We start from the raw sequence: 22,383 nt of genomic DNA, 5'->3' as shown, positions 1-22,383 counted from the left end.
GGGAGCGTAAGAGGTTGAAACGTAAACAGATATTAAATGACATGACACCCTATAAACCAGGAAAACAAATCGAAGAAGTCAAACAAGCGTATGGGTTAAACCGGATTGTCAAACTGGCATCGAATGAAAACCCATATGGCCATTCCATGAAAGTGGATGATTATTTCACCCGGTACCAGCCATCTCTTAACATATACCCGGATGGCTATACAGCAGATCTGAGGCGGGCTTTGGCCGAAAACTTAAATGTTTCGGAAAATCAGCTCATCTTCGGCAACGGAACGGATGAAATTGTACAAATCATTGGGCGTGCATTTTTGTATCCCGGTGTCAACACAGTCATGGCAACCCCGACCTTCCCACAGTATAAGCATAATGCACTCGTGGAAGGCGCTGAGGTAAAAGAGGTGCCAACTGATAACGGTTATCATAATCTTCCGGCTATGCTGGAGGCAATTGATGAGAAAACAAATGTCGTCTGGCTCTGTTCACCCAATAATCCAACAGGGTGCCTGATTCCACGTGATGATTTGTATGAATTTTTAAATCAATGCCCGGCCGATGTCCTGGTGGTGTTGGATGAAGCCTATTTAGAATATGTTGAGAAAGCACTGCAGCCAAATGTGCTGGCGAATTTGCAGCATTATAAAAATTTGGTTGTGCTGCGTACTTTTTCCAAAGCCCATGGACTGGCCGGCTTGAGAATAGGTTATGGCGTTGCCAATCCTGAGCTCATTCCGGCGCTTGATGTTGTCAGAGGCCCCTTCAACACGTCAGCGATTGCACAAAAGGCAGCTTTGCTTGCTCTGGAGGATGAAACGTTTATTGACGATACAATTTCTCGGAATCATACAGTTAAAAAAACATTCGAACAATTTCTAGAGACAATCGGCTGGAACTATTTTGAGTCACACACAAACTTTTTACTCGTTACTACGCCAGTTAGCGGCAACGAGACGTTTGATTATTTACTAAAACATGGATTCATCGTCCGGCCGGGGGAAGGACTTGGTGCGCCCCATACAATACGGGTGACCATCGGAAGCGAAGCAGACATGCAGGACCTGCAGCAAGTATTATACCAATTTCATCAGAACATTAATGAGGAGTCATGAACGTGAAAAAGACAATTTTAATGATTGGACTCGGGCTGATTGGGGGTTCTTTGGCAAAGAGCCTCCGTAAGTCGGAAGAAAACTATATTATCGGCTATGATATCAATCAGACGACACTTACATTTGCCCTGATAAACGATATAATCGATGAACCCTGTACCAATCTGGAGGAAACGGCCAGTAAGGCGGATATCATTATATTAGGCACACCAATCACCGAAACGATCCAATTTCTTCAACAATTGGAACACATCTCGTTTGAACATGATGTCATTGTTTCCGATGTATCATCTGTCAAAAAACCGATTTCTGACGCTGCCAGCAGCCTGGAAAATAATCGTATACAATTTATCGGTGGTCATCCGATGGCCGGCTCTCATAAAAAAGGGATTACAGCCGCCAAAGAACATCTGTTTGAAAATGCGATCTATGTCTTGTCCCCGTCTGCAAACTGTCCGGATGAAGCTGTCAATACACTAGAAAACCTGTTGGAGGTAACTAATAGTCATATCATCAAACTGAAAGCGAACGATCATGATGAGATGACTGGGGTTATTTCGCATTTTCCCCATCTTATCGCTTCCGCACTCGTCCAACAGGCAAAAAAATGGGAAGAGACGCACGCATTTATTCCTCAGCTTGCAGCCGGCGGATTTCGCGATGTGACACGAATTGCATCCGCCAACCCGGAACTGTGGCAGGATATTTTTTATCACAATAAACAAAAGATGGTCAAAATGATTGATGACTGGACCGACGAAATGAATGCCTTAAAGCAAATGCTCCAGCAGAACCATAAGTCGGAATTAACAACCTATCTGAAGCAGGCAAAAGATTACCGGGATGGGTTAGGGACCAAAGAAAAAGGAGCCATTCCGGGCTTTTATGACCTGTATGTCGATATACGTGACCAGACCGGCGCGATTGCCACGGTTGCCAATTTGCTGGCGGAGAAAAAAATCAGCATCACCAATATAAGAATATTGGAAATACGTGAAGGCATAACAGGTGTGTTACGATTAAGTGTTTCCACAAAGGACGAGCAGCTGCAGAGTTATCAGATTTTAAAACATCGTGGCTATGATTTAATGCTTGAGGAATAAGCGTAAGAGGGGAGAATGACCAAATGAAGGACGTAGCATTAAGGCCAGTAACAACCCCATTGTCCGGGGAACTCCGGGTACCAGGCGATAAATCCATTTCCCATCGTGCTGTCATATTGGGAAGTCTTGCAAAAGGAACGACAACGATAACCAATTTTTTGACCGGTGAAGATTGCATCCGAACAGTGGAGGCATTCAGGCAATTTGGTGTGTCCATTAAACAGGATGGCACGTCACTGCAAATCACCAGTGATGGTCCTGAATCATTTACAGAGCCTGCTATACCACTTTATTTCGGTAACTCGGGGACAACTGCGAGATTGATGCTTGGTGTACTGGCAGGCCTGCCGTTATTCACCTCTGTCTATGGTGATGCTTCTTTGGCATCCCGCCCGATGGATCGAGTGGTTGCACCGCTGAAAAACATGGGTGCACGGTTTGACGGGCGTTCAGGCGGCTCTTATTTGCCGATGGCCGTAAAGGGCGGACATCTTAAAGGTATCCACTATCAGTTGCCTGTAAAAAGCGCACAAGTTAAATCAGCTGTCCTTCTGGGCGGATTGTCGGCTGATGGGATGACCGAAGTGACCGAGGAAACACCGACGCGCAATCATTCTGAAAACATGCTGCGAGCGTTTGGAGCTGACATATCCGAAGCAAACGGCCGAATTCGCATAACCAGCCAAAAAGCTTTAAAAGGCATCGATGTTCACGTCCCGGGTGATATTTCGTCTGCAGCATTTTTTATGACAGCTGCAGCAATCGTCCCCGGCAGTCAATTGACGTTGAAAAATACTGGGCTTAACCACACCCGGACAGGAATCATAGATGTGTTGAGGGATATGGGGACTGGTGTGGCTATTTCCAATCAACACACAATGGGTGGCGAAACCTTTGGAGATGTTACGATTACACAACAAAAACTTAAAGGGACAGTCATCGATGGCGACATTATTCCAAGGTTAATCGATGAACTGCCAGTTATCGCCCTTGCAGCTACGCAGGCAGAAGGGCAAACGGTTATTCGTGATGCAAAGGAATTGCGTCTCAAGGAAACAGACCGAATTGATGCCATTACAGACGGGCTAACCCGATTGGGTGCACAGATCACACCAACAGATGATGGCATGATAATTAAAGGTGTCTCACAATTGACCGGCGGAAAGGCAGCAGCGTATAATGATCACCGGATTGCGATGATGCTTGCGGTAGCATCTTTCATAACTAGGGGAGAGGTTGTGATTGATGACATTTCCTCCATTGACATTTCATACCCCAACTTTTTCCGGGATGTGCAAACGATAACCCGTAAATGGTAAAGAATCTGTTTAAGGCAGATTCTTTTCTGTTTGAAGATATTGAACCTTTTCTGTATCATATAATGAACAGGATGCTCGAATTTAAGAAAGGATGTTCTCATGGACCCCACCATAATGGAAGCCGTTCATCTAATGGAAGCTAAACAATCTAATAAAGCCATTGCACTGCTCGAAGATTATTTGCCAAAAGCGGACGACGAAGAAAAGTTCACCATTGCTGAATTGTTTATTCGATGGGGTTTTTTAACCGAAGCAACGGACATTTTAGAAGAATTAATGCAGCGTTTCCCTGGTGAAAGCGAAATAAAAATGATGCTGGCGGATGTCCATATTGAACAGGACAATGATGAAGAAGCGATTAATTTGCTGAACGATATTGAGGAAGATGATCCGGACTATGTGCAGACACTTATGCAACTGGCGGACCTTTATCAGGCTCAGGGGCTGTTTGAAGTGGCGGAACAAAAATTATTAACCGCAAAACACCACGAGCCCAATGAGCCTATTATCGATTTTGCCCTGGGGGAACTACTGTTTTCCAATGGCGATTACCGTGAAGCCATTACCTATTACGAAAAAGTCCTGCCGGTTGCCAAAGAAATGGCTAATGTTTCGGTCAGTGACCGGCTGGCAGAAGCCTATGCAGCATCCGGTGAATATGAAATGGCGCTTGACCTATATCAGGACATCGACAGCGAAGATCCGGACACCCTGTTTAAATATGGTTTCACTGCGCTGCACGCAGGTCGTCGGGATATAGCCATCCAGGCATGGAAACATGTCATTGAGCAGGATATGTACTATCATACAGCCTATTATCAATTAGCCAAGGCTTATGAAGATGAAGAAATGATTAACGAAGCTTATGAAACGGCTGAACAAGGTATTCACGTCGATGAATTCAATAAGGAACTTTACTTTTTTGCCGGGTCAATGGCCCACCAATTAGGCAGAGAAGAGGAAAGTGAAAAATGGGTAAGAGAAGCTATCGCCCTCGATCCTGATTACAAAGAAGCTGTCTTATTTTTAATTGAATTACTGAAACAGCAGGAAAAACAGGAAAGTATTGTTGAACTGATTACCGATATTAAGGAGACTGGGGCCAGTGATCCCCTCTATGAATGGGAATTGGCACGTGCGTATAATGAAATGGAATCGTATCAGAATGCATTAACACATTACCAGGAAGCATATAATAGTTTAAAACAGGATAGTGATTTCCTGAAAGAATACGGTTATTTTCTGACGGAAGAAGGAAGAATTAATCCAGCCATTGAAATATTTGAAACGTACTTGGCAATCCAACCGCTGGATCCGGATATCGAGGAATATGTAGAGAGATTGAAACATACTAGAGACATATAGCGCACGTGAACTATTTTTGGGGAGGTTCGTTAGCCAAATGCAAACGCCTGTTTCTGCCAAAGATAAAAAAAGCTTTATCCAATGGTTTTTAAGCCATTATCAGTTAAAAAAGCGGGAAAGCGTGTGGATTCTCAATTATATCGCCAACCATCAAAAATTGCTGGACAATGTCCATTTTGTACGGGAGGCCAAATTTTGTCCCAGAGGATTTATCATGAGCAGTCACTGTTCGGATGAAGTGCCGTTTCGTTTTTACAAAAAACAGCTGGTAACGACCGATGCTGAAAAGGCTTTTCATGATATTCGCATGAACCAGCATGAGCCCTTATATATTCAATTGAATTTCAATAAATCGCATCAGAATGTTTTTTATGCGGCCGTACTTGTGGAAAATCCCTTTCTTCCGGATGGTTATTTCATCACCCGGAAAGACCAGGAAAGGGCCAGACGGTTATTGGAAAAAACCATTTATGACTATCGGCGGAAATCAATCCGCGAAAACATAAACCGGGCCCTGGATGAACGGGATCAACAAACCTTCAATGAATTGGTCAGACAACTGCATAAACTGGATCAACTGTATTGAATCAACCTTTTAAGCAAATATAATAGGTTGATTTTTTTTGTCTGGTTGGGATAATATGAAGGTTAATGAATTTTTTCCTGAAAAAAAGAATAGACAGGAGGACAGGTCGTATACTATGAAATGGACGCGGCAGGATCTACAGCAATATCGTCATGCTAAAGAATATGTGGATACCATGATTATACCTTTATTGCCTTTTCAATTATCACATGACGAAAACCTTGAACACAATGCCTTTCAACGTGAAATGGTATCTGCATTCACCCGGGAACTTGAAAAGGAATTGAGCGGACGGGTAATGCTCTCACCAGATTATTCCTATTTATCTTCTGCTGATAAGGAGGCGGAAAGGGAACGCATCCATACATGGGTTACAGATATACAGTTCCAGCCATTCGGCCATGTGTTTTTCGTGACATTTGACTCCGAATGGAAAAAAGTTGAACAAGCACTGGAAGGGACGTTGATATGGCTTCCAGCAATTGTTGAAGAATCCATGAAATCATCGGAAATCCAGTCCATCATACGTGGTCAGGTTCAGGAAGTCACCAAGCTGATACGCTCCTATTGGAAACGTTCATAGAGCATGTATTTTTTCGATTTCAGCTATTACGTCTGATATACTTTCTTAACAAAGGGGGTTCTTGAAACCCCATGATGGCGAAATGGATTTATATTGACCCGCGCTACAGATTGCGCTATCATGGTATTGTCCTAGTAATCTGATTTTATAACATTGTCCGTGAAAAATGTATAGAGGGGGGAAAAATCATGAGTGAAGACAAACAACCAGTATCCCGTCGACAGTTTTTGAATTATACACTGACAGGTGTAGGGGGATTTATGGCTGCCGGATTAATGGTTTCACCATTGAGAATGGCCATCGATCCTGTATTGCAGAAGGGCTCAGAGGAAGGTGAATTCGTTAACGTCCAACTTGCGGAAGACGATATTACAAATGAACCTCAGCGCGTGGACTGGGAAGTTGAACAAGTGGACGGCTGGTATGAATCCACAGTCAGCAAATCAGCGTGGGTTTATAAAGACGACAATGATGATATCGTTGCCCTTTCCCCGATTTGTAAGCACCTTGGCTGTGTTGTTTCATGGGAAGGCAGCGATGAGTATCCGGAACGATTCTACTGCCCTTGCCATGATGGGCTGTATTATAAAGACGGCGAAAATGTTCCGGGAACACCGCCTACAGCAGGGCTGGATGTCTATGAGCACAAAATTGATAACGGAATGTTGTTCTTGGGTAAAGCACAACCGAGAGAGGAGGCTTAACAGTTAATGCTGCAAAAAATATATGACTGGATAGATGAACGTGTCGATATTAGGCCGTTATGGCGCGATATTGCAGACCACGAAGTTCCTGAACATGTTAATCCGGCCTATCACTTTTCAGCGTTTGTCTATTGTTTCGGTGGATTGACATTTTTCGTAGTAGTCATTCAAATATTGTCCGGTATGTTTTTGACCATGTATTATGTGCCGGATATTGAAAATGCATGGCGATCTGTTTATTATTTACAAACTGAAGTCGCGCACGGCCAGATTGTGCGTGGTATGCATCACTGGGGTGCCAGTGTTGTAGTTGTAATGCTATTGCTACATACAATGCGTGTATTTTTCCAGGGAGCCTATAAAAAACCGCGTGAACTTAATTGGATGGTCGGCGTTCTTTTATTTTTCGTCGTTTTAGGCTTAGGTTTCACAGGATACCTCCTGCCTTGGGACAATAAAGCATACTTTGCAACAGAGGTCGGACTGAATATTGCACAGGATGTTCCGATTATTGGAGAAGATATCAAAACGTTGCTGGCCGGTGATGAAGAAATCGTCGGTGCTCAAACATTGGCAAGATTCTTTGCCATCCATGTTTTCTTCCTGCCAGCTGCATTGTTTGCTCTATTGGGAGTACATTTTATCCTGATCCGTAAACAGGGAATATCCGGACCATTATAATATAGAGGAGGTTAAGCTGTGCATAAGGGAAAGGGAATGAAGTTCGTCGGGGATTCACGAATCTCCGCAGAACGCATATCAAATGTACCAAAAGATTACTCTGAGTATCCCGGCAGAACAGAAGCTTTTTGGCCCAATTTCTTATTGAAAGAGTGGCTGGCGGGTAGTGTGTTCTTAGCAGGATTTCTTTGTTTGACGCTGGCACATCCGTCACCACTTGAAGGAATGGCCGATCCGACTGATGCAGGCTATATACCTTTGCCGGACTGGTATTTCTTATTCTTATATGAACTGTTAAAATACGACTTTGCCAGTGGCCCATACATTTTATTTGGTATTATCATCATCCCCGGATTGGCTTTCGGCGGATTATTATTAGCCCCTTTTCTGGACAAAGGTCCGGGCAGACGTCCGCACCAGCGCCCAGTTGCAGTCGGTATGATGCTTCTTGCACTTACATCGACCATTTGGTTGACATATGAATCTGCAGCTGGTGTTGATTGGGAGCAGCGTGCGGAAGCTAACAAACCTGTCCACCCATCAGAACAGGCAGATATTGATAAGGATTCTGACGGATATGCCATATTTGAAAATAATTGTATGAGCTGTCACGGTGAAGATCTTCAGGGTGGAGCCGCGGGACCGCCATTAACTGGTATCGACCATTCCGCTGAAGAAATTAAAGATATTGCTCAGAATGGTATTGGTTCAATGCCGCCGGATCAATTTTCTGGATCTGACGAAGAATTGGATCAACTCGCTGAATTTATTATGTCGGTGAATGAAGACGAATAAGTGATTTTAAAACACCTTTGCCAGACATCGTTGGTGAAGGTGTTTTTATTACGATCGTTTGAGAAAGGATTCTGCCATGCTTAAATACATACGCGGTGATAAACGGTTTTTAATGTTGCTGTTTATCATAAACTTATTGGGAACGGCTTACGGTTTTTACTGGTATCGTTACCAGCTTTCCGAAACGCCTGCAATATTTCTGCCTTTTGTCCCTGACAGCCCTATGGCAAGTCTTTTTTTTACAATTGTGCTGTTGTTTTTCCTGCTTAAAAAAAACGCACCTTACATTGAGGCGCTCGGCATGATAACACTGTTTAAATACGGCATCTGGGCGGTTATTATGAATATATTGACATTACTAATGGAAGGATCGTTGGGCTGGTCCGGCTATATGTTAATGCTGTCGCATGGCGCAATGGCTGTTCAGGGTTTATTGTACGTACCGTTTTATAAGATTGAATGGCGGCACATTGCTGTTGCTGCTGTCTGGATCCTGCATAATGATATTATTGACTATGTCTTCGGCCAAATGCCTGTTTATTCTTCCTTAACGGCTTACATGAATGAAATCGGCTATTTTACCTTTTGGCTGAGTATTGTTTCGATCTGGCTGGCCTATGTTCTAACCATCAAACCAAAAAATTCGTTGGCATGACGAGTTATATAATGGATGATCCGTACATACATTGGTAGGGAAGATGTTATGTGAGGTGACCTCCATGAAAGACAGAAAACGCATGCTGATGCCCATCATCGGACTTTACATATTCATGCAGTTATCAGCACCGATCATCGCCTCAGCAGAGAAGCATCCTGCCGAAAACACGGCCAATATGACAATGGTCCCATTTTATTGGATGGTGGGAATTGTTGGCGGTTCGATAGCCATTACATTGACGTATGTAAGCTGGAGAAAATATAAAGGTGAGAAAAAGAAACAGACAGAAGACGATTCAAACAATTGACGATTAGTGAATTTTTGACTAAAATTGACCTTAAGGGACTATATTAAAAAGTAGATGGAGGAATGAACATGCTTGGGGGTCTCGGTGGCTATTTAATTTATATTGCGCTTTTAATGATTATCCCTTTATGGGCACAATCAAAAGTTAAAAACACGTATAAGAAATATTCCAAAAAACCAACATCATCCAGTATGACGGGTGCTGAAGTTGCACGAAAAATTTTGAATGACAATGGCATCCATGATGTACATGTGCAGGAAACGAAAGGGTTCTTATCGGACCATTATAATCCGAAAAAGAAAACCGTAAATCTTTCGAGAGATAATTTTCACGGACAGTCCATGGCTTCATCCGCTATTGCAGCACATGAGGTGGGGCATGCCATCCAGGATGCACAGGATTATGCATTCCTGCGTTTCAGATCCTCACTGGCTCCTGTAGCTGCAACGGGATCGAATATGGCGATTTTCCTGATAATCGCTGGTATGATCTTTAGTCAGGGGCTGTTATTACTTGGCATCATTTTCTTTTCGGCAGCCGTCTTATTCCAGTTAGTAACACTGCCGGTTGAATTTGATGCTTCCAACAGAGCAATGGCACAAATGGTTTCGACGGGTGTTATCCGCAATAATGAAGAGCGGGAAACGAAAAAAGTACTGAACGCTGCTGCCTTGACTTATGTTGCTGCTGCACTGGTAGCCGTTGCTGAATTGGTCCGGTTCATCTTGATTTATGCTGCAAGCAGTGACTGATAATGAACGAAAGGGATGACACTTAATGGTCGTCCTTTTCTGGATGATTTAACATGAAAGGTCTCTCACGACTATAATCGTATACATTGATGAAAAAGGGGCACATATTTTTTAAATATGCGCCCCTTTTTTCATTTGGGATTCGATTGTAATTTTAGAACAGATCCATCAGTCCTGAAGCGGATTTTTGTTTTCATCCAATGTAAAACCTTCCCCGACAACATCGTGAACAGCACTCATGGCTACAAATGCGTGAGGATCAATCGCATGGATCATATTTTTTAACCGGACAATTTCATTCCGGCCGACAATACAGTAGAGGACATCACGCTTGTCACCGGTATAACTACCACGTCCGTTTAATACCGTGACCCCGCGGTCCATTTCTTCGATGATGGATTGGGCGATCTGATCACTCTTGCTGGATATGATGGTTGCCCCGCGGGCTGCATAAGCACCTTCCTGAATGAAATCAATGACTCTGGCACCAACATATACCGCCAGCAGTGTGTACATTCCCTGCACCATATCCAGATATGTGATAATTGATGTCGTAATCACAATCAGGTCAAATAAAAACATGGTTCTGCCCATTGTCCAGCCGGCATATTTATTGACAAGTCTTGCGATAATATCAACGCCGCCTGTTGTTCCGCCATAACGGAAAATAATACCCAGCCCGACACCAATGAACACTCCGGCAAACAGTCCCGCAAGCGTCATATCAGACTGTAAATCAATATGGAATGGATTAATCTGAAAGATGGCCAGAAATAGGGAAACAGCGAACGTACCGATAATCGTGTAGAGAAATGTATGACGCCCGAGATATTTCCACCCGATGAAAAAGACCGGGACATTAAGGACGATATTTGAGATAGCCGGATCCCATTTCCACAAGAAATAGAACAGCAGGGTTATCCCGGTAAAACCTCCTTCACCGAGGTTATTCTGCATATTAAAATGAACAATACCAAATGAAAAAATCGCGGAACCAAGCAATATAAACAGAATATTTTTAAACCTCAAACCGAAAATCATTGATGAACCTCCATTTCGTCCAGCTATATACGGTGTTCATTATAGACAATTTGCCTATAAAGAACAAATGGGTCATAAAAAGCCCAATAATTTGTCAAAATGATACCTTTTAGCTAACATGAAAAGAGATTATACCATAATAAAGAGGCGATTGACATGACGACAAACGACCCGACTTATAACACAGAAGACATTCAAAAAAAGGTTGATGACTACATAGCGCAATTTAAGGAAGGGTATTTTTCACCATTGAGCCTGATGGCCAGGCTGAGTGAAGAAACTGGTGAACTTGCCCGCGAAATCAATCACTATTACGGAGAAAAACCGAAAAAAACATCCGAAACAGCAAAAACTGTCGAAGAAGAGATTGGTGATATCATATTTGTTTTAACATGTTTTGCCAACTCGTTAAATATCGATTTATCCGAAGCGTTTGATGCTTCCATCCGTAAAATCGAGACGCGTGACAAAGATCGCTGGACACACAAAGACTAATCATTGCCATTTAACATCACAGGAGGAATGGATTATGCCAATTAATATTATTATAGCCGGCCCCCGAGGGAAAATGGGATCTGAAGCCGTACAGATGGTCAGCAATGAGGAATCATTCACACTCGTTGCCTGTATTGATCGGAAGAATGGTGGAAAAGCGTTAAAAGATCTTGAACCGTTTCCAGGTTTGGATGTCCCGATTTTTGAGGATCCTGAACAATGCTTCCAGACAGTAGATGCAGATGTATTTATTGATCTGACCGTACCGGATGTCGGATTTGAGCATACAAAGCTGGCCCTTTTATACGATATTCATCCGGTTGTGGGCACATCAGGCTTCTCCAGCGAACAAGTTGCTGCACTGGAAGATTTATCAGTAACGCATGGCACCGGTTGTATTATCGCTCCAAACTTTGCCGTTGGAGCGGTACTGATGATGCAATTCGCCAAAACAGCTGCCAAGTATTTGCCGGATGTTGAAATTATTGAAAAGCACCATGATCAAAAACTGGACGCGCCTTCTGGTACAGCTGTCAAAACCGCCAATATGATTCAGGAAACACGGGAGAACAAACAACAGGGGCATCCTGACGAAAAGGAAATCCTGGATGGCGCACGAGGGGCTCAAATAGAAGGTGTTCACATTCACAGTGTCCGGCTCCCGGGGCTGGTTGCACATCAGGAAGTTCTTTTTGGAGGTCCCGGCCAGACATTAACCATCAAGCATGACTCCTATAATCGTGCGTCATTTATGGAAGGGGTCAAGCTTTCCGTCCATAAAGTCATGGGTTTAAACAAGCTTGTCTATGGATTGGAAAATATACTTGAATAGGCGGGAATTTTATGAATATCGCATTGATAGCGCACGATAAAAAAAAGCAAGAAATCATTGACTTTTCGACAGCCTATGAACATATACTTAAAAAACACAATTTGTTTGCCACCGGAACAACTGGGAAAAGAATTGCTGACGGTGCCGGATTGCTAGTACATCGCTTCCAGTCCGGCCCGATGGGTGGCGATCAACAGATCGGGGCGAAAATCGCTAATAACGACATGGATGCTGTCATTTTTTTCAGGGACCCGTTGACTGCACAGCCGCATGAGCCGGACGTGAGCGCCTTGATGCGGTTATGTGACGTGCACATGATTCCGCTCGCAACCAATCCCGGTGCAGCAGAAATTATGATCCAGTCAATTGCAAGAGGCGACCTTGAATGGCGGCAAATTGTTAAGCAAAAAGGACAAGAAGGTAATGTCACATGAAAAAAATCGGTATTACGTGCTACCCGACAGTTGGTGGATCGGGAATCATTGCAACAGAATTAGGCATGATGATGGCCAGGGATGGACACGAAATTCATTTTATCACTTCTAGTCTGCCATTCCGGTTGAACCAGGTACACCCCAATATTTATTATCACGAAGTCGAACTCAATCATTATCCTGTTTTTCAATATCCGCCATTTGACCTAGCATTGGCCAATAAAATGGCGGAAGTGATCGATCAGGAAAAGTTGGATATCCTGCATGTTCACTATGCCATGCCGCACGCTATTTGTGCTATACTGGCCAAAGGAATTGCCAAACATGACGTAAAAATTGTGACAACCTTGCATGGTACCGATATAACGGTGCTCGGGATTGACCACTCGCTTAAGAAGATGATCAAATATGGCATTGAACAATCTGATGCTGTCACAGCGGTCTCCCGAAGTCTTGTCAGTCAAACACATGAATCCGTTGGTGCTGATAAAGCTATCCGTGTCATATATAATTTCGTGAATGAAGCAGATTATACAAAAAAATCGGCGCATCCAATCCGTGAACAATACGGCATTGAACCAGACGAGAAGGTGATTATTCACATTTCCAACTTTCGCAAAGTAAAACGTGTCCAAGATGTCATTTACACATTTCAGCAAATTCAAGAAAAAATTAAGACAAAACTCCTTCTGGTGGGAGATGGCCCTGAATATTCCGATATTTACCAGCTCGTATCCGAACTTGGCCTTTCCGATCATGTCTTATTTCTGGGAAAACAAAAGGATGTCAGTGGCTTATTGTCAATTTCAAATTTGAAATTATTAATGTCCGAAAAGGAAAGTTTCGGGTTAGTTCTGCTGGAAGCAATGTCCTGTGAGGTGCCATGTATTGGAACCAATACCGGCGGCATCCCTGAAGTGATCAAACATGAAGAAACCGGTTTTATCGTTGAACCAGGCAACACTCAACAAGCTGCGGCTTATGCGATCAATTTACTCGAAGACGAAAAAAAACTGAAGCAATTCTCCCAAAAAGCCTTGGCACATACTAGGGAACACTTCTATTCAACGGACATTGTAAACCAATACATCAATTTATATGATGACCTTATTCATTGATAGTGGGAATGGTGATGCTGATGCGTTTACCCCATCAATTTAGACAAGCAAGTGCATTATTGGACCATATTGAAACTTACGACCATCAAGCCTATTTTGTCGGCGGATGTGTTCGGGATTTATTGCTGAATCGGCATATCGGTGATATTGATATTGCCACATCCGCAACACCGGACGTCATTCAACAAATTTTCAGCAAAATTATCCCGGTAGGCCTGGAGCACGGTACGGTGATCGTACGCTATCAGCATCAGTCCTATGAGGTAACGACATTTCGATTAGATGGTGACTATTCAGACCAGCGTCATCCTGATGCGGTACAATTTGTTCAAACGATTAACCAGGACTTAAAACGGCGGGATTTTACCATCAATGCCATGGCTATGGATAAAAATGGGAACATCATTGACCCGTTCAATGGCCGGGAAGATCTGCAGAAAGGGATAATACGGACAGTGGGAAATGGGCATGACCGCTTAATAGAGGACCCGCTGCGTATCATGCGTGCTCTCCGGTTTTCAAGTCAGCTTGGTTTTAAAATTGAAGACGAGACACTAAGAGCCATGTCTGGTTTATCAGATGAGATCGAAACAATTGCCGTGGAACGAATTGTTCAGGAAGCGGCGAAATTTTTTGCAGGGGCATATGTCAAAACAGGGATGCTTTATTTTGAATCGATCGGGATAACAAATCATTTGCCGATTTTAAAAGATCACCCACATATCATGGAACAAATACCGAAACAAATAAAGCCACTAAAGTCATTTGCGACGGTCATCGCTATGTTTCATGTGACTGAACCGGGCATATCGATTCATCAGTGGGCAAAGCAATGGAAGTGCTCCAATAAAATAAAACATGAGGCATCTGTCTTAAGCCAGGCACTGCAGCATTATCAACACGACGGGCTGGATCGCTGGCTTGTTTATCACTTGCCCGCGAATCGATACAGTGATTTCGCCACATTAGTCTATATGCTGTTTGCTGACGTTATATCGGAAGAGTCAATACAGAAAATCGCGACTGCACTTCCCATCTATTCCAAGCAAGATTTGGCAATTAATGGAACAGAATTACGCAGGTTGTTCCCCGATAGAGGTGCCGGCCCCTGGATCGGCGACATATTGGATCAGATTGAGAAGCAGGTCGTTTCAGGTCGTCTCGATAATAAAAAGAACATGTTAAAGGAATGGATAAAATGGAATCCACCCGTTACCGATTGATTGAACTGCTCAAGACAACTGATCATGAATACGTGTCCGGTCAGTTATTGTCCGAACGTTTACATATCTCGCGAAGTGCCATCTGGAAGCATATGAAAGAGCTGGAGAAGGACGGCTATGTTATTGAAGGGGTTTCCCGCAAAGGCTATCGGATTGTCAAATCACCCGATAAAGTCAGTGAAAACACGCTTCAATGGGGCTTGAAAACAGAATGGTTGGGCAGGAACATCATCCATAGAGCAACTGCTGACTCAACACAGCGAATTGCTCATCAAGCCGCCCGCAACAATGCAGCACACGGGACAGTGATCGTGGCCGATGAGCAAACAGCGGGAAAAGGAAGAATGGGTCGCCAATGGAATTCGGCTAAACATAAGGGGATTTGGATGAGTATTATATTGCGCCCAGCCATAACCCCAGCTGCAGCCCCGCAGCTGACACTGTTGACAGCAACAGTTCTCGCAGATGTCATATCTGAGGTGACAATAGCCAAACCAACCATCAAATGGCCCAATGATTTACTTATCAATCATAAAAAAACGGCTGGTATATTAACCGAAATGCAGGCCGAACAGGACCGGATCCAATATATCATTGTAGGGATCGGTATGAACGTCAACCATACCGCTGATGAATTCCCGGTATCGGTCAAAAACAAGGCAACCTCTGTTAAATCAGAAACCGCCAACGAACAGCCGATTGTTCCACTCATCCAGCAACTATTACATGACTTTGAACAAGCGTATGACGATTTCATTGAACATGGTTTTTCTAATATCAAAAACAAATGGGAATCGTATGCCTATCGGATCGGGGATACGATCAGGATCCAAACAAACCATACCGAAATTGAAGCCGTTTTTACCGGTGTTGCTGAGGATGGCGCATTGCTCATACATACAGACAACGGTGAAACGCAAAAAGTTTACTCCGGGGAAATCGAATGGTTTCACGGGGACGATACTTGATTATAATGACATGTATGCATTCGTACATGTCCATAAGAAGGTGGCATTATGAACGATAAATACGTTGTAATCGACTTGGAAACAACAGGACATACACCCGTTAATCCGGATAAAATTATTGAAGTCGGCATTGTTGTGATTGAAAATGGTAACATAACTGACGACTTTTCCACATTTCTTAATCCGAATATTCCGATCCCGCCTTTTATCACGCATTTAACCGGCATAACCGATACGGATGTTCGTGATGCCCCCGGATTCCAGGATAAAGCCACAGAAATAATTGACTTATTTGCAGACGGGTATTTTGTTGCACACAATGTCCCGTTTGACTTGGGGTTTTTAAACAAAGAGCTGGCTGCAGGCGGGTTTCCAGAATTGCAAAATCCCGTACTGGATACAGTGGAACTTGCCCGAATTCTTTATCCACAGGCGCCGGGCTTTAAATTGGAACAGTTGGCTGATTACCTGCAAATCAGCCACGATGAACCGCACCGCGCGATAACAGATGCCCGTATGACGGCAAAATTATTTTTGGCATTATGGCATAAACTAAGGTCATTGCCTTATGAAACGATCGCCCATTTACTGTCACTAGAAAAAGGACTAAATTCAGATTTGGCGGCTTTATTAAATGCTCAAAAGCAGGCCATTGCCTTTGCAGACGTGAATGACAATTTAGATATATACAGAGGGTTGGCTTTTAAAGCCGGGTCCAAGGCTAATCCGGACCCGCCGAATGTTCATACATCCTTTGGCAGCTTTCTTGATGCGATTTATGAAGAGGAAGGTGCCATGGAACAACATATGGCGCATTATGAAAAACGTAGCGGACAGCGTGACATGTCGGAAGCAGTATTTGACGCCTTCCGAACGAAACAGCATGCGCTGATTGAAGCAGAAACCGGGACAGGAAAATCGTTAGCCTATCTACTTCCTGCTGTGTATGAAGCGGTCACCACACATAAAAAAATTATTATCAGCACGCATACCACGCAATTGCAATCGCAGCTGCTTGATGAGGAAGTCCCGTTAGTCCGGCAACTTGTCCCTTTCCCATTTAACGTTGCATTACTTAAAGGGAAACAGCACTATATTAGCCTGGATAAGTTTGAGCGCGCCCTGGCTTCGGAACAGTCGGATAATTACGATATAACGCTTACCAAGGCTATGGTGCTCGTCTGGCTGACAGAAACCGAAACAGGGGACATTGATGAAATTCAGCTTCCTTCAAATGGTTACGTGTTTTACAGACAAATCTCGACAGAAACAGAAGGTTCCGTTGATCCGACATCGCCATGGTTTTCCCGTTCTTATTATCAACGAGCCCGCCGGAAAGCTCAACAGGCGGATATTGTAATCACAAACCATGCCTTACTGTGTACGGATATGTTTAATGATTATCAATTGCTGCCATCCTATGATAAAGCTATTATCGATGAAGCGCACCACTTGGAAGAAACAGCGTCCAAGCACTATGGTTTGACACTGCATTATGTGTATGTCCAAAATATATTGACGCAAATCGGGGAGACGAGCGATGGAAACTGGCTCGGAAAATTGCTTCAGAACATGCCGGCATCCAATAAAAGCGCCTTTTCAGAAACAGATTGGAATAATATATTCAGCTGGACAAAATATGAGGTGGATGAATTATTTCGAATGCTGTTCCAATATGTGATTGACCAAAAAAAGAAATCCAAATCATTCAGCGATACCGGCCGAATTCAGTATCGTTTTGACGAGAACGACCATGAAGGTGGCCAACAATGGTCGGTGATAAAAGAAATGGTCAACAGATTGACGTTTTATCTGCGTGATCTGATCCATTTACTGTCCTCATTAGACGCATCGCCGGCTGCCAATTCAGCGGTCGTTAACGATTATGCAGCAGAATTGCCCAAGCACACGGAGGCACTTCAATCCATTATCGACCGTCTGGAAAAATTGTTTTTATTGCCGGATGATTATACAGTAAAATGGATGGAAATTGAAGCTTACGGGGCTAAAAACGCTGTTTATCTGTACAGTGAATCGACGGATATTTCAACATTGTTGGCGGATGATTTTTTTAGTCAAAAGAAAAGCATCATTTTAACAAGTGCTACATTGTCGATACGCAATTCGTTTTCCTATAGTCAAAAAAAGCTCGGCTTGCCACCGGAAAATTTGCTGACAGCTAAAATAGCATCGCCATTTCCATATCAGGACCAGGTCCGGTTAATGATTCCGAATGACTTTCCAGATGTCAGGTACGGCAGCCAGGAGGCGTTCATTAGGGCCACATGCGAGGCAATAATCTCACTGGCCCACATAACAGATGGACGCATGCTTGTCTTATTCACATCTTATGATATGCTGCGCAAAGCCTATTATTTATTAAGGGAAACCATCGATACGAATCAATATGTACTGATCGCCCAGGGTATCTCCAGTGGCAGCAGATCCAGACTGAAGAAGAATTTTCAGTCCTTCGATCAGTCGATATTATTGGGTACGAGTTCATTCTGGGAAGGTGTTGACATACCAGGGCAGGACTTATCGTGTCTTATGATTGTAAAACTCCCGTTCCAGCCACCGGATCACCCGGTATATGAAGCGAAGTCAACTTATTTTAAACAAGAGGGGAAAAATGCCTTCTTTGAATTGGCACTGCCGGACGCCGTTATTCGCTTTAAGCAGGGCTTTGGAAGACTGATCCGCTCTACCAGCGACCGGGGAATCGTATTTGTCTGTGACGCACGCATTATAAAGGCGCGTTATGGCAGATTTTTCACCGAGTCAATCCCGGCTGTTCCGATCACCCATGATTCGACGCCAAACATTATGCAACAAGCGAGAGAATGGTTTTAAAAAGTGGAACTGATATAAAAAAATACTGATACATGGATGCATGCATCAGTATCAGCGGTATGGGGCGGGAAAAATTTTGTTGAAATAAATAAAATGAAACAAATTTGCCGCAATGCTTGTTATACTATATAATGTGATCTTGCTTATTTATTTTCAACGTTACTTATAGTGTTGGCATTGCCGTCAGCAGTATGAGTAGCAAAATATGATAAAACAGACAGCTTTTATTAACGGAGGATAAATAATGGCGACTAACAACTGGATTTTGTCTTATATGGGATGATGATAATGATAGATGAGCGACTGTCACGTTTTACGTTGCCTGCCTGGCTGAAATGGTTGCTGGGCATTATCAGCCTGTTGCTGGTTATGTCTGTTATATTCGGGATTTATCTTTACCAGGCAATCCAGGATAACCGGACAGCAGGATTCGAAGACGTGCAAAAACAGGTTCTTCAGGAAACAGACATAAGGACGATCAATAAAATCCAACGGTATCATGGAGAAAAGGCGTACTATACGATTTACGGCGAAGCAAATGAGGAGAAGGCTCTGATTGTTTTTTATCCTTTTGACGGAAATCAGTCTGACATCATGACAGTCAACCAGTCGGACATGGTAGCGAAAGAAACGATCATTGCCAATTGGAACGATCAATGCACTTCATGTACAATGCGGGACATAGTACCAGCTGTTATATCTGAAAATGGGGAGGAGCCGGCCTGGGAATTGACATATGAAGATCAGCAGGGCCGGTATGTGATGGAATATTTTTCTTTTTTTAATGGAAAAAGCATTGAAGTGCAGCGCTTCAATCGGATGTTTGATGAGGAGTGATGAAATGGAATTAGCAAATCGGGTAAAAACGTTAACACCGTCTGCAACATTAGCGATTACGGCAAAAGCCAACGAACTGAAAGGTCAAGGACACGATGTGATTGGACTCGGGGCCGGGGAACCTGATTTCAATACCCCGACGTATATTTTAGATGCGGCAGAAGAAGCAATGCGCAACGGCTTAACCAAATATACACCATCCGGTGGAATACCAGCATTGAAACAAGCCATCATCGAAAAATTTGCACGTGATAATGGGCTTACCTACAGTTCTGACAACGTGATTGTCACGACGGGCGCTAAACATGCTTTATACACGCTTTTCCAGGTTATCCTAAATAAAGGTGATGAAGTCATTGTCCCTGCTCCTTATTGGGTAAGTTATCCGGAGCAGGTTAAATTGGCAGAAGGTACGCCGGTGTTTATTAATGCTGAGGAAGAAAATAATTTTAAAGTAACGCCGGAACAGCTAAGAAAGGTTATAACACCGAAAACCAAAGCCGTCGTCATCAATTCGCCGAGCAACCCAACCGGCATGATGTATAACCGTCAGGAGCTGCAGAAGCTTGGTGAAGTTTGCTTGGAACATAATGTTTTAATGGTGTCAGACGAAATTTATGAAAAGCTGATATATTCAGATGATCCCCATGTTTCAGTTGCGGCACTCTCGGATGAATTCAAAGCGAATACAATTATTATTAACGGCGTGTCCAAGTCACATGCCATGACAGGCTGGCGTATCGGATATGCGGCCGGACCTGTCGGCATCATAAAGCCAATGACCAGTCTGGCATCCCATTCAACGTCCAATCCGACATCGATCGCTCAATATGCCGCACTGGCCGCTTACCGGGCATATGAACAACCTGTCGAGGATATGCGGCGTGTTTTCAGTGAACGACTCGACGTGCTATATGAGTTACTGAACGATATACCGGGCATTTCCTGTGTCAAACCAAAAGGCGCTTTTTACTTATTCCCGAACGTACAGAACGCCGTTAAACAGACCGGGTACGATACTGTTGACGATTGGGCTAAGGCATTGCTTGAAGAAGAAAAAGTCGCATTAGTTCCGGGAACAGGTTTTGGGGCTCCAGAAAATGTGCGCTTATCCTATGCCGTTTCAATGGACGCATTAAAAGAAGCTGCCGAACGCATCAAACGATTTGTGGAAAACCATCAATCATAGCTTTGGAGGGACCATTTTGAAAACAACGATTTCACAAGTACCGACATATGAAGGACAGGAAGTCACTATCGGGGCTTGGCTTGCCAATAAACGCTCAAGCGGTAAAATCGCTTTTTTGCAATTACGGGATGGCACCGGGTTTATCCAGGGTGTCGTCGCCAAAAGCGGAGTGCCGGACGACACCTTCCAACTTGCCAAAAATTTGAACCAGGAATCATCTGTATACATAACAGGCACTATTGCTGCGGATTCACGATCACCTTTTGGCTATGAAATGCAGGTCACGGCCATTGAACTGATTCAAGAAGCGCATGATTATCCGATAACACCAAAAGAACACGGGACCGAGTTCTTAATGGACCATCGGCACTTGTGGCTACGCTCGAGCCGTCAGCACGCTGTTATGAAAATCAGAAATGAGATTATTCGGGCAACATACCAGTTCTTTAACGATAACGACTATGTAAAAATTGACCCGCCCATACTGACAGGCTCATCAGCAGAAGGCACTACCGAGTTATTCCATACGAAATACTTTGACGAGGATGCCTATTTGTCCCAGAGTGGTCAGCTTTATATGGAAGCGGCAGCCATGGCTTTTGGTAAGGTATTCTCATTTGGTCCGACCTTTCGTGCTGAAAAGTCCAAAACGAGACGGCACCTGATTGAATTCTGGATGATTGAACCGGAAATGGCGTTTATTGATCATGATGAAAGCTTGGAAATTCAGGAACAGTATGTCAGTTTTGTTGTGCAGTCCGTTTTGAAAAATTGTCAGCTTGAGTTGCAGACACTCAACCGGGATACATCAAAACTCGAAACCGTTAAGGCACCGTTTCCACGCATCAGTTACGACGATGCTGTTGCACTGTTAAAAGAAAAAGGGTTTGATGATATCGAGTGGGGAGAGGACTTTGGTGCGCCACATGAAACAGCCATTGCCGAAAGCTTTAACAAGCCGGTTTTCATCACGAATTATCCGGCTGATATAAAAGCCTTCTATATGAAACCGGACCCGGAACGGTCGGATGTCGTCCTATGCGCTGATTTGATTGCGCCTGAAGGGTATGGAGAAGTAATCGGCGGTTCCCAGCGAATTGATGACCTGGAATTGATGAAACAGCGTTATGATGAACACGGACTTTCCGGACCAGCATACAAATGGTATCTAGAATTACGACAATATGGCAGTGTGCCACATTCAGGCTTCGGATTAGGTCTTGAGCGGACAGTTGCCTGGATTGCGGGTGTCGAACACGTCCGTGAAACCATTCCTTTCCCAAGATTACTAAATCGGCTTTATCCTTAATAGCCGGATACCTCGGGCACAATCCCTTGCCATAGAATGCAAGGGATTTTTATCCGGTTTTAACATCAATAAAATGGAGATGGGGCGGCTGAAAAGTATTAGCGCTGTGAAATCAT

At 43.6% G+C, this 22,383-nt stretch carries 23 protein-coding genes; 22 read left to right on the top strand and 1 reads right to left on the bottom strand.

Going from position 1 to position 22,383, the window contains the following annotated elements; genetic code table 11:
• The first annotated feature begins 14 nt into the window (after positions 1–14).
• From hisC to ACFQ4A_RS02480, 12 genes are all read left to right on the top strand, one after another.
• On the top strand, positions 15–1,115 hold the full coding sequence (gene hisC / locus ACFQ4A_RS02535; RefSeq protein WP_382397263.1) for a histidinol-phosphate transaminase: 1,101 nt from the start codon (positions 15–17) through the stop codon (positions 1,113–1,115).
• 2 nt (positions 1,116–1,117) lie between these two features.
• Positions 1,118–2,218, top strand: coding sequence for a prephenate dehydrogenase (locus tag ACFQ4A_RS02530; protein WP_382397262.1), 1,101 nt, complete (start codon positions 1,118–1,120; stop codon positions 2,216–2,218).
• Positions 2,219–2,241: 23 nt separating this feature from the next.
• Positions 2,242–3,537 carry a 3-phosphoshikimate 1-carboxyvinyltransferase gene (gene aroA / locus ACFQ4A_RS02525; protein WP_382397261.1) on the top strand — a complete coding sequence of 432 codons (1,296 nt, stop codon included), beginning with the start codon at positions 2,242–2,244 and terminating at the stop codon, positions 3,535–3,537.
• A 99-nt stretch (positions 3,538–3,636) separates the two neighbouring features.
• Positions 3,637–4,902 (top strand): tetratricopeptide repeat protein, encoded by a 1,266-nt coding sequence (locus ACFQ4A_RS02520; protein ID WP_382397260.1) that lies wholly within the window; start codon positions 3,637–3,639, stop codon positions 4,900–4,902.
• A gap of 37 nt (positions 4,903–4,939) precedes the next feature.
• The gene (locus ACFQ4A_RS02515) at positions 4,940–5,488 is read left to right on the top strand and encodes a ReoY family proteolytic degradation factor (RefSeq protein ID WP_382397259.1); all 549 of its coding nucleotides are present in this window, start codon (positions 4,940–4,942) and stop codon (positions 5,486–5,488) included.
• A 115-nt stretch (positions 5,489–5,603) separates the two neighbouring features.
• Positions 5,604–6,071 carry a DUF2487 family protein gene (locus ACFQ4A_RS02510; RefSeq protein ID WP_382397258.1) on the top strand — a complete coding sequence of 156 codons (468 nt, stop codon included), beginning with the start codon at positions 5,604–5,606 and terminating at the stop codon, positions 6,069–6,071.
• Between the two features lie 188 nt (positions 6,072–6,259).
• Positions 6,260–6,775 (top strand): QcrA and Rieske domain-containing protein, encoded by a 516-nt coding sequence (locus tag ACFQ4A_RS02505; protein WP_382397257.1) that lies wholly within the window; start codon positions 6,260–6,262, stop codon positions 6,773–6,775.
• 6 nt (positions 6,776–6,781) lie between these two features.
• Positions 6,782–7,456 carry a menaquinol-cytochrome c reductase cytochrome b subunit gene (gene qcrB, locus ACFQ4A_RS02500; protein WP_382397256.1) on the top strand — a complete coding sequence of 225 codons (675 nt, stop codon included), beginning with the start codon at positions 6,782–6,784 and terminating at the stop codon, positions 7,454–7,456.
• 18 nt (positions 7,457–7,474) lie between these two features.
• A complete protein-coding gene (locus tag ACFQ4A_RS02495; protein WP_382397255.1) occupies positions 7,475–8,251 on the top strand; it encodes a menaquinol-cytochrome c reductase cytochrome b/c subunit in 777 nt (258 codons plus the stop codon).
• A 76-nt stretch (positions 8,252–8,327) separates the two neighbouring features.
• Positions 8,328–8,906, top strand: a complete 579-nt coding sequence (locus tag ACFQ4A_RS02490) for a DUF1405 domain-containing protein (protein ID WP_382397254.1) — start codon at positions 8,328–8,330, stop codon at positions 8,904–8,906.
• Positions 8,907–8,970: 64 nt separating this feature from the next.
• On the top strand, positions 8,971–9,216 hold the full coding sequence (locus tag ACFQ4A_RS02485) for a sporulation protein YpjB (RefSeq protein WP_382397253.1): 246 nt from the start codon (positions 8,971–8,973) through the stop codon (positions 9,214–9,216).
• Between the two features lie 68 nt (positions 9,217–9,284).
• Positions 9,285–9,968, top strand: coding sequence for a zinc metallopeptidase (locus ACFQ4A_RS02480; RefSeq protein ID WP_382397252.1), 684 nt, complete (start codon positions 9,285–9,287; stop codon positions 9,966–9,968).
• Positions 9,969–10,136: 168 nt separating this feature from the next.
• Here ACFQ4A_RS02480 and ACFQ4A_RS02475 read toward each other — a convergent pair whose 3' ends face one another.
• Complete coding sequence (locus tag ACFQ4A_RS02475; protein ID WP_382397251.1) at positions 10,137–11,009, bottom strand: YitT family protein; 873 nt, start codon at positions 11,007–11,009, stop codon at positions 10,137–10,139.
• Between the two features lie 156 nt (positions 11,010–11,165).
• On the opposite strand from ACFQ4A_RS02475, the gene ACFQ4A_RS02470 reads away from it, so the two are divergent.
• The 10 genes from ACFQ4A_RS02470 to asnS all read left to right on the top strand — a co-directional run bounded on the left by ACFQ4A_RS02470 (position 11,166) and on the right by asnS (position 22,267).
• Positions 11,166–11,504: a nucleotide pyrophosphohydrolase gene (locus ACFQ4A_RS02470; RefSeq protein ID WP_382397250.1), complete on the top strand. Its 339-nt coding sequence runs from the start codon at positions 11,166–11,168 to the stop codon at positions 11,502–11,504.
• Between the two features lie 34 nt (positions 11,505–11,538).
• On the top strand, positions 11,539–12,336 hold the full coding sequence (gene dapB / locus ACFQ4A_RS02465) for a 4-hydroxy-tetrahydrodipicolinate reductase (RefSeq protein WP_382397249.1): 798 nt from the start codon (positions 11,539–11,541) through the stop codon (positions 12,334–12,336).
• An 11-nt stretch (positions 12,337–12,347) separates the two neighbouring features.
• Positions 12,348–12,770: a methylglyoxal synthase gene (gene mgsA, locus ACFQ4A_RS02460; protein ID WP_382397248.1), complete on the top strand. Its 423-nt coding sequence runs from the start codon at positions 12,348–12,350 to the stop codon at positions 12,768–12,770.
• A complete protein-coding gene (gene bshA, locus ACFQ4A_RS02455) occupies positions 12,767–13,888 on the top strand; it encodes an N-acetyl-alpha-D-glucosaminyl L-malate synthase BshA (RefSeq protein ID WP_382397247.1) in 1,122 nt (373 codons plus the stop codon). The genes mgsA and bshA overlap by 4 nt, the downstream gene beginning before the upstream one ends.
• Before the next feature lie 14 nt (positions 13,889–13,902).
• Positions 13,903–15,111 carry a CCA tRNA nucleotidyltransferase gene (locus tag ACFQ4A_RS02450; RefSeq protein ID WP_382397246.1) on the top strand — a complete coding sequence of 403 codons (1,209 nt, stop codon included), beginning with the start codon at positions 13,903–13,905 and terminating at the stop codon, positions 15,109–15,111.
• A complete protein-coding gene (locus ACFQ4A_RS02445) occupies positions 15,087–16,079 on the top strand; it encodes a biotin--[acetyl-CoA-carboxylase] ligase (RefSeq protein ID WP_382397245.1) in 993 nt (330 codons plus the stop codon). Before ACFQ4A_RS02450 ends, ACFQ4A_RS02445 begins: the two co-directional genes overlap by 25 nt.
• A 48-nt stretch (positions 16,080–16,127) precedes the next feature.
• Positions 16,128–18,932, top strand: a complete 2,805-nt coding sequence (gene dinG, locus ACFQ4A_RS02440) for an ATP-dependent DNA helicase DinG (protein WP_382397244.1) — start codon at positions 16,128–16,130, stop codon at positions 18,930–18,932.
• A 288-nt stretch (positions 18,933–19,220) separates the two neighbouring features.
• Positions 19,221–19,769, top strand: coding sequence for a cell wall elongation regulator TseB-like domain-containing protein (locus ACFQ4A_RS02435; protein WP_382397243.1), 549 nt, complete (start codon positions 19,221–19,223; stop codon positions 19,767–19,769).
• A 4-nt stretch (positions 19,770–19,773) separates the two neighbouring features.
• Complete coding sequence (locus tag ACFQ4A_RS02430) at positions 19,774–20,958, top strand: pyridoxal phosphate-dependent aminotransferase (RefSeq protein WP_382397242.1); 1,185 nt, start codon at positions 19,774–19,776, stop codon at positions 20,956–20,958.
• Positions 20,959–20,974: 16 nt separating this feature from the next.
• Positions 20,975–22,267: an asparagine--tRNA ligase gene (gene asnS / locus ACFQ4A_RS02425; RefSeq protein WP_382397241.1), complete on the top strand. Its 1,293-nt coding sequence runs from the start codon at positions 20,975–20,977 to the stop codon at positions 22,265–22,267.
• The last annotated feature ends 116 nt before the right edge of the window (positions 22,268–22,383 follow it).

Source organism: Lentibacillus salinarum, assembly GCF_042679865.1.
GTDB classification, from domain to species: Bacteria; Bacillota; Bacilli; order Bacillales; family Amphibacillaceae; genus Lentibacillus; species Lentibacillus salinarum.
Note: the sequence above shows the minus strand (reverse complement) of the source record. Positions and strands in the feature narration are given on the sequence as shown.